14 protein-coding genes are annotated in these 12,796 nt (G+C 49.2%); 10 read left to right on the top strand and 4 right to left on the bottom strand.

The window, feature by feature from the left end; translation table 11 throughout:
- Window positions 1-212: 212 nt before the first annotated feature.
- A complete protein-coding gene (locus tag CHB92_RS26495; protein WP_089320950.1) occupies window positions 213-335 on the top strand; it encodes a 30S ribosomal protein THX in 123 nt (40 codons plus the stop codon).
- A 45-nt stretch (window positions 336-380) separates the two neighbouring features.
- Here the strand turns inward: CHB92_RS26495 and CHB92_RS19685 are convergent, their stop codons facing one another.
- Window positions 381-1,667, bottom strand: coding sequence for an MFS transporter (locus tag CHB92_RS19685; protein ID WP_089320949.1), 1,287 nt, complete (start codon window positions 1,665-1,667; stop codon window positions 381-383).
- 233 nt (window positions 1,668-1,900) lie between these two features.
- Between CHB92_RS19685 and CHB92_RS19680 the strand changes: the two genes are divergently transcribed.
- From CHB92_RS19680 to CHB92_RS19670, 3 genes are all read left to right on the top strand, one after another.
- Window positions 1,901-2,374, top strand: a complete 474-nt coding sequence (locus tag CHB92_RS19680; RefSeq protein WP_106219184.1) for a hypothetical protein — start codon at window positions 1,901-1,903, stop codon at window positions 2,372-2,374.
- Window positions 2,375-2,718: 344 nt separating this feature from the next.
- On the top strand, window positions 2,719-3,057 hold the full coding sequence (locus CHB92_RS19675; RefSeq protein WP_089320947.1) for a hypothetical protein: 339 nt from the start codon (window positions 2,719-2,721) through the stop codon (window positions 3,055-3,057).
- A 441-nt stretch (window positions 3,058-3,498) separates the two neighbouring features.
- On the top strand, window positions 3,499-3,879 hold the full coding sequence (locus CHB92_RS19670; protein WP_089320946.1) for a group III truncated hemoglobin: 381 nt from the start codon (window positions 3,499-3,501) through the stop codon (window positions 3,877-3,879).
- A 57-nt stretch (window positions 3,880-3,936) separates the two neighbouring features.
- Here CHB92_RS19670 and CHB92_RS19665 read toward each other — a convergent pair whose 3' ends face one another.
- On the bottom strand, window positions 3,937-5,001 hold the full coding sequence (locus CHB92_RS19665) for an LA_2272 family surface repeat-containing protein (RefSeq protein WP_106219183.1): 1,065 nt from the start codon (window positions 4,999-5,001) through the stop codon (window positions 3,937-3,939).
- A gap of 494 nt (window positions 5,002-5,495) precedes the next feature.
- Between CHB92_RS19665 and CHB92_RS19660 the strand changes: the two genes are divergently transcribed.
- From CHB92_RS19660 to CHB92_RS19645, 4 genes are all read left to right on the top strand, one after another.
- Complete coding sequence (locus CHB92_RS19660) at window positions 5,496-6,098, top strand: RNA polymerase sigma factor (protein ID WP_089320944.1); 603 nt, start codon at window positions 5,496-5,498, stop codon at window positions 6,096-6,098.
- Complete coding sequence (locus tag CHB92_RS19655) at window positions 6,073-6,303, top strand: hypothetical protein (protein WP_089320943.1); 231 nt, start codon at window positions 6,073-6,075, stop codon at window positions 6,301-6,303. Before CHB92_RS19660 ends, CHB92_RS19655 begins: the two co-directional genes overlap by 26 nt.
- Before the next feature lie 21 nt (window positions 6,304-6,324).
- The gene (gene nth, locus CHB92_RS19650) at window positions 6,325-7,005 is read left to right on the top strand and encodes an endonuclease III (protein ID WP_089320982.1); all 681 of its coding nucleotides are present in this window, start codon (window positions 6,325-6,327) and stop codon (window positions 7,003-7,005) included.
- A 147-nt stretch (window positions 7,006-7,152) separates the two neighbouring features.
- Window positions 7,153-7,842, top strand: a complete 690-nt coding sequence (locus tag CHB92_RS19645; protein ID WP_089320942.1) for a hypothetical protein — start codon at window positions 7,153-7,155, stop codon at window positions 7,840-7,842.
- Window positions 7,843-7,912: 70 nt separating this feature from the next.
- Here the strand turns inward: CHB92_RS19645 and CHB92_RS19640 are convergent, their stop codons facing one another.
- Entirely contained in the window at window positions 7,913-8,395 is a 483-nt protein-coding gene (locus CHB92_RS19640; protein WP_089320941.1) for a DUF4890 domain-containing protein, read from the bottom strand.
- A gap of 262 nt (window positions 8,396-8,657) precedes the next feature.
- Between CHB92_RS19640 and asnB the strand changes: the two genes are divergently transcribed.
- Window positions 8,658-10,580 (top strand): asparagine synthase (glutamine-hydrolyzing), encoded by a 1,923-nt coding sequence (gene asnB, locus CHB92_RS19635; protein ID WP_089320940.1) that lies wholly within the window; start codon window positions 8,658-8,660, stop codon window positions 10,578-10,580.
- On the top strand, window positions 10,577-11,743 hold the full coding sequence (locus CHB92_RS19630) for a glycosyltransferase family 4 protein (RefSeq protein WP_089320939.1): 1,167 nt from the start codon (window positions 10,577-10,579) through the stop codon (window positions 11,741-11,743). Before asnB ends, CHB92_RS19630 begins: the two co-directional genes overlap by 4 nt.
- Window positions 11,744-11,749: 6 nt before the next feature.
- Here CHB92_RS19630 and gldB read toward each other — a convergent pair whose 3' ends face one another.
- Window positions 11,750-12,751 (bottom strand): gliding motility lipoprotein GldB, encoded by a 1,002-nt coding sequence (gene gldB / locus CHB92_RS19625; protein WP_089320938.1) that lies wholly within the window; start codon window positions 12,749-12,751, stop codon window positions 11,750-11,752.
- Between the last annotated feature and the right edge of the window lie 45 nt (window positions 12,752-12,796).

The following is a 12,796-nucleotide window of genomic DNA, read 5'->3' as shown; positions in this document are numbered from 1 at the left end:
TCTTTGTTGTGTTGCACTCCGCAAGGGCAGGTGCATCCTCTATAACACCTGCCACAGCAGAATGGTTTAGCCAGTATAGCCCTAATCAACGTGGGCTTAGCTCACATAGCAGTTCCGTAAAACAACAAAATAAGCGGCCCGGCTATGCACACAACCGTGCTTTCTGCTGTACGTATAGCGGCCTATCTGCAACCATCTTAACATATTAACTTATGGGAAAAGGAGATAAGAAAACAAAGAAAGGCAAGATTGCTAAGGGAAGCTATGGTGTTAGACGGCCTAAACAAACCAGCAAGGCTAAAAGCCAGGACACGCAAGAAGAGGCTTCTAAGTAGCCTTTTGGATCACCCCCGGCAGTAAGCACAGCTAAAAGGCTGTGCTTACTGCTTTTGTAACGTTCCTGGGGATACTGGCTCAGGCGTCAGGTCCAGCTCTCTCAGTTTTTCCGCCTTAAAGGCGGTAACCCCCACCACAACCAGTGTCATTACGCCGCCGAAGACCACCGCAGGCACTACTCCCATCAGTTTGGCTGTGAAACCGGATTCAAAAGCGCCTATCTCGTTAGAGGAGCCTACAAAAATGTTGTTGACAGAGGACACCCGCCCTTTCATGTACTCAGGGGTGAGGGTATGAATTAAAGTACTGCGCACGATCATGCTGATACTGTCAAAAGCACCACTGAGCGCCAGCAATACCAATGAGAACCAAAAGCTCCTGGAAAGTCCGAAAAGGATAATGCAAACTCCGAAACCTGCCACACACCAGAGCATTTTCTTCCCCGCGTTTTCCTCGATAGGCTTATACGCCATTACAACCGCTATCAGTACAGAGCCCACCGCTGGTGCTGCCCGCAGGAAGCCAAGCCCCTCAGGGCCTGTTTCCAGAATATCGGAGGCAAAGACAGGTAACAGTGCTACAGCCCCACCAAACAACACCGCGAACAGGTCTAAAGAGATCGCGCTAAGCACAATCTGGTTGCTGAACACAAACCGAATGCCCGTACGCAGGCTCTCCATCAGGTTCTGCGGGTTTACGTTCTCAGGCAATGGTTTAGAGCCGATCAGGGCAAAAGACAGTAGCGAAACAAGCACCAGTGTGGCATCCGCAGCGTAAGCCGCCGTTACTCCAAAAAAGCCGTAGATCAAGCCTCCGATAGCCGGTCCTGCCAGTGAGGCAGCCTGCCAGGTCGTCGTGCTCCAGGTAATTGCATTCGCATAAAGCTGCTTATTCACTACCAGTTGGGGCATGAAGGAGAACACAGCCGGCCCCATAAAACCACGGGCTATGCCGCTTAAAAAGATAACACCGAAGATGGGAAGCGCTCCATACTGCTCCAGCACCTGGCTCACGTCTAAGGTGAAGAGTAACAACAAGGCCGAGCACAGCAGCAGTATCGTAATCACCACCATGATAATCTTCTTGCGCTCTATCATATCAGCCACGTAGCCGGCATAAAGTGAAACCGTAATAGAAGGAACTGCCTCTGCCAAACCAATAAGCCCGAGAGACAGTGGGTCCTGGGTGATATCATATATCTGCCAGCCTACAATTACCGCCTGTATCTGCATTGCTAGTGTAATACAGAGTCTGGCTGCTATATAAGACCGGAATTCAGGGAGCCGCAGGACGGCATAAGGGTCAAGCTTAGAGGGCTTCGCTTCTTCCATATTTCTATTAAAGGCGCAATTTAGCAAAGCCTTGGCAGGAATTTCGGCAGCGCCACAAATTACTCCTAGTATTTAGTCGCATTGTTCAAATATCCGTATAAAAACTACTTTTAGTACACCTGTTTGTTCGACCTGTTCGCCGCGCCTGTAACAGATGAGCTAAGGCTAACTTTCTTTAACCATTGCTAAACTTTTTATGTGCTTTTACTGTTTTACCTAGCCTCTGAGAAACGGTGGATGAAGGAAGAACGACAAGCCCGCTACCGATGACAGCCTTTGAAAGAACCGAGCTTCCCTACCTGCACATCGCTTTCCGTCAGGATCTGGATGTACTGTTCTGCCGTTGGCGGGCAGCGGTAGATCTTAGCCAGTTCGCGGAGGGATACATGACGACGCTGGAGATAGCGACCCGGCAACAGGCGCATTTCTGGCTCCAGGACTTTCGCCTACGCAACGTCTCTTCAGAGCTAGAGCAGGCCTGGTTTGAAAGTAGCTTTGTGCCCGCCGTGAAGATTGCCTTGGGCAACAGTACTTGTATCGCCTACCTCATGTCTCCGCTGCAGCGGGAGCTTAGCTTATCAGATGCATTCATATCGTTACGTGAAACAGTACGTTACGGTAACCACCTGACGACTGCATACTTCGTAAGCGAGCACGACGCACTCGACTGGCTAAACCAGTGCCGCCTTCAGGCAATATCGCGCTAAAGCGCTCTAAACAACCTTTTGCAAAAGGCTTGTCTTTCTTGAAGGGCAACGGTCCAGAATATGATAAAAAAGGGACTTGCACCGTAACTCAAAGCTCTAAACAGAAGTATAACATTTCACTGATTTAGGTTGTTACATCTGACACGCCGCTGACGTCCTCAGAAGGCCTCTCGCTACTCCGTTGTAGCCCCAGTGTTTACATGATCACCTCAGCGGCTTATTGTAAATTTTTAACAAAGTATACTTTTCCAAGGTAACGCCTGTGCTCCGGACACTTACCTGAGCAACAGGAACACGTTGACCTTTAGACTTATAACTAACATAAACTTAACACCACAGATCCTATGGAACTACTGGACATCAGAAATTTATTGGAGAACATTGAGCGGAGGGTGTGCCAGCAAGAAATAACTACTGACACAGCTATAACAAAGCTTATCAACACAGAGATCGCAAAAGCTATCAACTTAATGTACCAAAAGGAAGACATTGCGGGCGAAAATGTGTCAGAAGAAGTTTCAAGCACAACCCTGGAGAGTTACCTGACTCACCTTAAGAATGTAGAAGCAAAACTAAAGAAGCCCTCCAATATTTCGGCGCAATGCACGCCTGTAGAGGAACGCGACATAAACCGTCGCCTGCTGTTAATTCTTAATCGCATTAAAGGTTACAGCAGAAAGTAGTAGGAGAACCCTAGGGTTCATTTGTTAGACTATCCTTCGATAAGATTCCTCAGCTCTTTCGAAGGATTTTTTGTGTCTCATCCTTTTACCGTTAAAACTATTCTTCTAAGGCATGACAGGCGCCCACAGGAAAACTCCCTGGACTTGCCTGTTCCCCTTAGCTCTTGCCTCCCGTACACAGTCGTCTCTTATCTCGTCGTTAAATACCTCCTTTTCATGCACCTAAGTGATGAAGGTCATTTTTTACAAGTGTTACCTTCCGTAAACTTGCAGCCTAATAGCAGCAGTGGCTAAAGGTAAAACAAGAGTTAGCCTTTACTTGGTATGATGCTTGCCAAGAGGAAAGCCCTTTGTAAGCACTGTTCATAAACTTTAGCTTTACAATAGCATGATGCCTATTGCTGCACCTTATTGTTAAAGTCCTAGATAGGGCAGATTACCATGAAGAAAGACATTGAAACAGAAGAAGACGTTAAGCTGCTGATAGACACCTTTTACGATAACGTCAACCAGGATAGCCTGCTTGCCCCCATCTTTAATGATTTTGCAAAAGTGAATTGGGAGCAGCACCTCCCGATCATGTACAAGTTCTGGAGCTCCCTGCTGTTTGGCAGCATGGCTTATAAAGGACAGCCTTTCTCGAAGCACATGCGCTTACCCATAGAGCAGGTCCACTTCCTGCGCTGGACAAGCATATTCACCGCTACTGTAGACAAGCTGTTTGCCGGCACTAAGGCAGAAGAGGCAAAGCAGAAAGCAACCAGTATCGCACAGGTCTTCCAAATGAAGATGGGCTTGTTAAGCATTATAGGCCAGCAATAGCAAAGGCAGCAGGAATCAAAGTTCCCACTGCCCTTGCTTTAAATTATGCTACCTGCTTTAAAACCGGAAGCCAGCATTTAGCCCCGGCCACATAGTAACGCGTGTGTCTCTATGTATCTTGCTGTAAATGGTCTTTGCTGCCAGGTCCATACCGGTCCCCTCCCCACTATTCTTAAAGTCAGATTCAAAAACGTTGAAGGTTGTGCCTATTAGTACGGCTTTACGTCCTCCAATTCCTATTGTAGCCACCAGTCTCGCCTGCTGCATCAGGTTTGTGCTGTTGCTCATCCACATCCTCTCCTCGGATACCTGATAATTTAGCAGATCCAGGTTGAGATCTACGCCAGCAACTCTCCCCAACGCTGCGCCAAATCCAAGTCCATAGCCTAAACGATACACCTCGTCCCGCTGCTGCCAGCCTAAGGCAAAAATCGTATAGAACTTCTTCGTTCCCATTTTAAAGGCAGCATTGCCATAAAAAGTCTCCCCCGCCCAAAGCTCTCCACGGTAGTACCCATTCTTCCGGGCTATGTTGAGCACACCAATCATCTCCCCTGCAGAGTCAGCGATGTTTACCACCCCTAACTGCAGCCCCTTTGCTGTACCAGCCAGGTTAACCACTCCCAATTGTAAGCCATCCACCTGCTGCGCAATATTAACAACGCCACTAATTTGCGCCCCATCCACACTCTCAGAAGCTGCATTCACAACGCCTCCTAGTTGCAGGCCACTCACGCTGCCCTTTACCAGGTTTGCCACCCCACCTATCTGCAAGCCGATTAGTTCGCTAGCCGCCGTGTTGACCACGCCTCCTATTTGCAGCCCCCTCACTGGCCCCTGCACAATATTGGCCAGGCCTCCGATCTGGAGACCTGTAGCAAAGGCACGGTCAATGTTAAGGATACCTCCCAGTTCAAAGCCGTTAACGCCTCCATTGCTGCCTCCTAGTAAGTTGAAGGAGAAAGGCTGCCGGTAGGCTGATCCGTTCAAGCCGTTTGTTCCTATCCCCGGCACGACAGATACCTGTGCTGGCCTGCTCTCCAGTTCAGGAGTACTTTCCTGCGCCACAACGTTAGGCAAAGTCGCCAGCACCATTGCCACGCTTAAAATAATTCTTTTCATAGTTATAGGCTTGCTCGTTTTAAGGCCGCAAAAATAAGGAGTTTTCCGAAGCCTGCATGTTATTTCTTAGGTTTTAGGACTCCTGCTAATGCTTACCAGGACGGGAGAAACAAAATAAAACGCGGCGCAAAAGAGATAATAACTGAAGAGCCGCTGGAGGAACCTTTTCTCTAAGTTGAGGGCACTGAAAGATAATGGCAGGGTTTTAGCTTGAGCAATAGTGTTTTTCTATATGTGGAAAACTAAATTATGCTTTTCTGTCACTTTAAGGCATCTCTTCCACGTATAAATTGCAGCGGTGCCCGGCACAACGGAAAAGCAAGCAAGCCTTGTACAGTTACAGCAACTTTTTTTTACTAAATAGGAGAAGGAGCTGTTGCACAAGCAAAAAGCTTTCGATATATTTGATTTACACTTCAGAAAAAACTTGTTATTAACTAGTAAACGCAACAATATGATATAAAGCTCTACGTTAACTTATATGTAGCTTTACGATGAATACAACTACCCAGCTGAGCGACTCTGCTTTAGTCTCGCTCTACATCGCAGGTAACGAGAGTGCGTTTGAACAGCTAGTAAATAGACACAAGAACAAAGTCTACACAACTATTTTAGTTATTGTAAAAGACTCGTATACAGCCGAAGACTTGATGCAGGACGCTTTTGTAAAAGCAATCCATACCATGAAGAGCGGCCGTTACAACGAGGAAGGCAAGTTTTCTTCCTGGATTTGTCGCATTGCCCACAACCTGGCGATCGACCATTTCCGTAAAGAGAAACGTAGCCCGATGATCACGCTGGAAGACGGCAATAGCGTGTTTAACAATATGTCTTTTTCAGAGGACTCTGCAGAGTCGCTCCAGGTAAAAGAGGACACGCATGCCCGTTTACGCGAGCTAATCCAGGCGCTGCCACAGACGCAGCGCGAGGTGCTCATGATGCGACATTATGCTGAAATGAGTTTCCAGGAGATTGCCGACGCGACCGGTGTGAGCATCAACACAGCCTTAGGACGTATGCGCTATGCGCTGATTAACCTGAGGAAAAAGATGCTTAAAAACAACATCGCGTATGATAAAAACCTCTACTCAGAATGAGCTGATCCAGTATGTATATGACGAGCTGCCCGAAGAGGCCTGCACGCAGCTGGAAGCAGCGTTGATGCAAGACATGGAGCTGGCCGAAGGCTGCTCAGAATTGCTCATGATACAGCAACTCCTTGACGAAGCTGCAGCAGCACCCCGTAAGTGTGCCGTTGATAACATCTTAAATTACTCAAAAAGCTTAAGTTTGCAGTCGTAACCACGATTGCAAACTTTTTTTATGCGCAAGAAAGAACGCTACAGGCTACTGGTCGATTTTTTTACAAATAACTTTCCGGAGCCTGAAACCGAGCTCGCCTACTCGAACCCCTACGAACTAATACTGGCCGTAGTGCTAAGTGCCCAGTGCACCGACAAGCGCGTGAACATGGTAACCCCCGCTCTTTTTGAGGCTTACCCCACGCCGGAGCATCTAGCTACTGCTACCCCAGAGGAAATATTTCCCTATATCAAAAGCATCTCCTATCCGAATAATAAGGCGAAGCATTTGGCTGGATTAGGAAAAATGCTCGTGGAACGGTTTAACGGCGAGGTACCAAGCACGGTGGAGGAGCTAGTAAAGCTGCCTGGAGTGGGGCGTAAAACGGCAAATGTGATCGTCTCCGTTATATGGAACCAACCTGCCATGGCCGTCGACACCCACGTGTTCCGGGTAAGCAAACGTATTGGCTTGGTTTCCAAAACAGCTAAAACACCCTTGGATGTAGAGAAGGAGCTTGTGGCAAACCTACAGCAAGATTTAATTGCGAAGGCACACCACTGGTTGATTCTACATGGCCGTTACATTTGCGTAGCCCGCAGGCCTAAGTGCGAAGAATGCCCCCTTACCCATTTTTGCCAGTTCTTTCAAAAGAACTTCCCCAACATTCCGGATGATCCGGAAAACAAGCTGGGGGGCTAACAAGGAGAACGGGCGCCTCAGCTTTAGACGCGGGCGTAACCGTTTGGAAGAAGCTTTTAAGATGAGGCCATTCTTGTTGTTAGGCTTGGCTAACAGCAGGCAGGTACATGAGATTTTCGGAGTTCTTACTTCTAATAAGTTCGTATCATGTTTATTGGTCATTTTGCAGCGGGCTTTGCGGGCAAAGCCGTCTCGCCCAAAGTCTCACTAGCCACCCTTTTTCTGGCAGCTCAATTCCTTGACCTGCTGTGGCCAACGCTACTACTCCTGAACCTGGAGAGCGTGGAAATAACCCCTACACCCGGCAAGTTCACTCCCCTCAACTTCACAAGTTACCCAATCTCTCATAGCCTTTTGATGGTGCTGGGTTGGGGCTTGTTATTCGGGCTCGGATATTGGCTGCTGCAAAAGGATAAAAAGACGGCTGTGCTACTCGGCCTGCTGGTGATCAGCCACTGGCTTATCGACCTGATCGTACACGTCCCTGATCTTCCTCTGTACCCTGGTAACTCTCCCCTGGTGGGTCTTGGCCTCTGGAACTCTACTCCGGCTACTGTTCTAGTGGAGGGAGCCATCTTTACAGGAGGCTTATGGCTCTACCTGCGTCATACACAAGCAAAGAACAAAACAGGGTACTATGCCCTTTGGTCCCTGGTACTGTTACTGGTACTTGTTTATGCGGCCAGCATCTTCGGCCCCGCCCCTGAGCAGGTAAGCGACATTGCCTGGGCAGGCCAGTTGCAGTGGCTGTTTATCCTATGGGCGTGGTGGGCAGACAGGAACCGTACAGTAAAGGCCCCTACTCAGCAGCAACCGCAGGTAAGCCTACAGCACTAAGTAAACAAGCATACACGTCAAAGGCAGAATGTTAGCCCCTGCCTTTGACATGTATGCTTGTCTTATCTAACTAACTTCTTTGTGAGTGACCGCGGTGTCCTCTTCCGTCTTCTCTGCCTCTGTCCTGGCGTTCCTGCCAACGGGCATATCTTTCTTTGCGATCTGCCTCATACCTGGCGTACTGCTTTTTGTTCAGGATGCCTTTCAGTTCCGCCTCCCACTTTGCATGGCTCTCCCGCATGTCGCGGCGCATTTTACCGCGTTCGTTCGCACGGCGGTAGTCCTGCCTTTTAGCTGCCATCTCCTGAGCATACTTCAGGTTTAAGGCCTGCAGCTTACGCTGCTGCGACTTATTCAGGTCAAACCTCTGGCTGAGCCTCTCCGTTCTCTGTGCCGCTCTCTCCTCGGGTGTTTTTCTATCGTTATCATGCTTTCTGCCTCTCTCTTCGCGGTGCTCGGTACGATGCTTTCGTTCTTTCTGCGGAGCATGCTGGGCATAAGAAGAACCTACCACCAGCACACCTAGTGCTAGCGCTGCCATTATCTTTTTCATTCTCTTTCTCTACTTAGATGGGTTTCACTTTCTTTCTGATGCAAAACGCAGGCCTGTTTGTTTTACACTATACAAACACGTTACCAAAGCATATGCCAAAACATCTCGCCATATTGGCCCTGATTTCTTTATAGCAGTAAACCAGCGTGTTAAAATTAACATTTAGTAGGGGAACAGGTCTGCAGCAAGCTCAAAGCGTACAGTTAATTGTGATTTATACATACCTCTAGTCGTTAGTCCTAATCCAGGATAGCTCCCCTGTGTGAAAAGTCATTTTTGCTTAACTTGCAAAAAGTACCCAGGCTATATCTCCACGGTTTTGTGCGGCATCAACTTAATCATTGACAAGAAAGGACAAGCCTCTGCTTCCGCCATACGGCAGATGACAGAGGCCACAGTCTACCGTGGTCCTGATGCCACAGCACACGTTACTACAACCTGTGGCGCTGGCGCGATGCACATAGGGCATAATCGCTTGAAGATCATAGACAGGTCTGACGAGGCAAACCAGCCTTTTCGTTCAGAAGACGGGCGCTACCTGTTAGCCTACAATGGGGAGGTTTACAATTATAAAGAGATCCGGAGGCAACTGCAGGCACGGGGTCATTCTTTGAAGACAGCCTCCGACACGGAGGTGGTTCTGCACCTACTCATACTGGAAGGGGCAAACGGTTTGCAGCAGTTGGACGGCATGTTTGCCCTCGCCTTTTATGATACTGCCACACATCAGCTACTGTTAGCCCGGGACCGCTTTGGCATAAAGCCCCTTTACTACGCTGATACAGACCAGAGTTTTGTTGTATCTTCAGAAATCAAAGGTATTCTGGCCTCAGGCTTGGTGCCGAAAGAACTAAACCAGACTCAGCTGGAGTGTTACCTGCAGTATAGGCACGCTTTAAAGCCACAGACGTTCTACAAAGGCATTGCCGAACTGGAAGAGGGACATTATTTACTCTGGCAGAACAACAGCTTAACCACAACGCCTTATTGTTCTGTGTCAGCCCCTCAACAGGAAGAGGTAGTACCTACCGGGCAGTTGATCAGTAAAACAAAGGAACTGCTTTGTGAAAGCGTGCAGCGGCATTTAGTAGCTGATGTACCCATAGGTCTGTTCCTGAGTGGTGGCGTTGACTCTACCTTGCTGCTAGCCCTGCTCCATGAAGCCGGACATACGCAATTCCCTGCTTTTTCCATCGCCCTAAAGCCCTCAGAAGGATCCTTCGGCACACAAGACACGTATTATGCCCGCCTTGCGGCCGAACGCTACAAGGCCTCCTTCACGCCTTTTGAAATAGACGAGAACATATTGGCAGGCACCGACGCGCTCGTACGTGGGCTGGACCAGCCTATCGCCGATGGTACGGCACTGGTGACCAGTTATCTGGCTGGAGCGGTAAAGCCACATGTAAAAGTAGTGCTTTCCGGGGCAGGGGCCGACGAACTGTTCGGGGGGTATAATCGCCACTGGGCCTTTTACCAGTACCTGCGCCACCAAAACAAAGCACTTGCCCTACGCGGTGTCTTGCGCCTGGCCAAACCACTTCTTGTAACGGGTTTCGACCATCCCTTACGGAATACATTTCGACTGCTAAACAAGCTGCCCGATAAGATTCACCCAAACCCTTACAATACTTTCCTGCAGTTCACGGAAATGGACTCCGCCCTGCAGCAACTACTGAAAGAGCGGAGCGGTCGCCCGAAGTCAGTTAACCAGGAGAAAGACTGGCTGAAATGGTGCCTGCAGCACGACCTGCACCAGTACCTTATTTCCGACGTGCTATCCATGACAGACCAGACCTCTATGCAGCATTCGCTGGAGGTGCGTACTCCCTACCTAAGCAATGGGCTACACCAGTACCTGCAGGGGATGGCCGGTGGCACCCTATTCCGGCAAGGGCAGAAATGGGTGCTAAAAGAGGTCTTGGCTGCACAGGGAGGCAAAGAGTTTACCAACAGGCCGAAAGAAGGGTTTGGCATGCCCTTGGGCAAGTGGCTCCGTGACCCGAAAAACAGTTGGCTCTTTCAGGAACTACGGGACTCTAAAGCAATACTTTTCGAGTTTCTCAACTATACACAAACTCAGCAACTGCTACACCTTCACCTGAATGGCCGCCACGACTACAGTACGGAAGTATGGGCACTTTTAGTGCTGGCGAAGTGGCTACAGTTTAATTTTGCCTCATGAAGATCCTGTACATTCACCAATATTTCCGGACACCGGAACAGGGAGGCGGCCTGCGCTCTTACTACCTCTCTAAAGCACTGGTACAGGCAGGGCACCAGGTGGAAATGATCACAGCCTATGAGGGCGATAGCTACTATACTGCCTGTGTGGAAGGTATTAAAGTGCACTACCTGCCCATCCCCTACTCGAACAACTTTGGCTTCAGCCGGCGTGTCCTGGCTTTTCTCAGATACACTCTCCAAAGCATTTGGTTAGCTTTGAAGGTAAAGGGGGTAGACTTGTGCTATATTACCTCCACCCCTTTAACCGTGGGGCTGGTAGCGCTTGCGGTAAAGAAACTGAAGGGTACTCCTTACTATTTTGAGGTGCGGGACCTGTGGCCGGAGGGCCCTGTGCAGCTTGGCTTCATCCGGAACAAGCTCCTGCAACGCCTCCTCTACACTTTTGAACGCTACATTTACAAGCAGGCTGAAAAAGTAGTGGCGTTATCGCCGGGAATGGCCAGAGGGGTAAGGCCATATGTCTCTCCGGGAAAGGTTGCTGTTATACCCAACATGGCAGACTGCAGTTTCTTCACGAGTAAAAGCCCTTTACGGCACTCGCTGGAGGAGCCCTTTGTCGTTTGCTACACGGGAGCGATTGGACTGGCGAACCACCTGGAGTACCTACTGGATGTGGCACAGGCCTGCCTGCAACACCACTTGCCCCAGGTACAGTTCCTCATAGCCGGTGAGGGGGCAATGGAAGACCGGCTGAAGGAAAAAGCACAGGCTCTGGGACTGCACAACATCACTTGGCTGGGCTACCTGAACAAAATGGAGATACGGGAGCTGCTGTCTTCAGCACATGCCACCTATACTTCTTTTGCACCGTTCCCCATCCTGGAAACAAACAGCCCGAACAAGTTTTTCGATTCCCTGGCGGCTGCCAAACTGACTATCGTCAACACAAAGGGCTGGCTGAAGGAAATGGTAGAAGAGCACGGGTGCGGCTTTTATGCTGATCCCCAGGAGCCGGCTTCATTTGTACAGCAACTAAAACCGTACTTAGCACAGCCCTGCCTGCTCGTAAAGGCACAGCACCAGGCCCGGGAACTAGCCAAAACAGAATTTGCAAGGGCTATCCTCAGCCAGAGGTTCCTAGACTACATAGAGCAGCCCTAACGCTTGTTAGCGCTTTTCTGGTTTATACCTCGACTCATTAAAGATCTTGCGGTAGTCTGTCTCGGCCATTAACTCCGGCAGGGTTACTTCAGGGTTGCGCTCCATGTACTTGCGCACAATCTGCCAACCTACCCAGGTACCAAGCCGCCCGGGAGCACTCGCATCAATCTCCGGGGTATTAGGTCGCTCCCCGATGTACTTATTTACCAGAAAGGGGCTCTTTTCATAAAGCAACTCCTTTTCGATAAAGTGCGCCCAGATCCGGCCCTCGTTATGAAAAATATCAGCGATTTCCTGCTCCGAATATCCTATGATCAAAGAATCTGGGGCACAGGGCAGCACAGACTGTACAAAGTAGTAGGCTTTCCCTGCACTAATCATCTCCCCTAGCAGCGTTCTGTCTGCGTTGTTCACTTGGTTAAAGCGGTTGGAGAGCAGCAGCATAGCCGCCGGCACCATGTACTCCCGGTCATAGCGCTCCAGGATGTACTCATACACCTGCGGCCGGTACTTTGCGTTCTTCCCAATAAAGTAATCCAGCCCGAACACGATCAGGCTGTCAGAGATAAACAGGTCATTGCCTAAGGTTCCCAGGCCTGTTACAAAGGTCTTCACCTCCGGCACATGGTAATCAGGGTAATGGTATTTGATCACCTTAAAGGCATTCTCCAGTATTTGCTCTTCCTGTTCCATCTCCTCGAATCGTTCCACCGCTTGCTGCACCAAAGAATCTAAGGCCTCATTTGTAGCCAGCTCGTATAAAGGAGTTATAGCGGCCGAGTCAGAAACTTCTCCGGAAAGTTGCAAGTATCTTTCAGCAAAAAGAGGGTTAGCGGCCAAAAAAGCGGCAATCTCCTGCTTCGAGTCCGCAGCAAAAAAAGGCACCTCCATCCGCTGAACCTCCACATCAACAGGCACTTCTGCAATTTCCTCCGGCAACTCACAGCTTTCGTTTCCACAACCAAAAGCAAAAAGCAAGGTTACTAGTAAGAATAATCTATAATACATTGTTTCATATCTTTGTACAAAAATAGGGTGTTCCGTCGTATTAGG

The sequence above is a fragment of the Pontibacter ummariensis genome, from assembly GCF_900188175.1.
GTDB classification, from domain to species: Bacteria; Bacteroidota; Bacteroidia; order Cytophagales; family Hymenobacteraceae; genus Pontibacter; species Pontibacter ummariensis.
The sequence above is the reverse complement of the archived record's forward strand: the minus strand, read 5'-3'. Positions and strand labels throughout refer to the sequence as shown.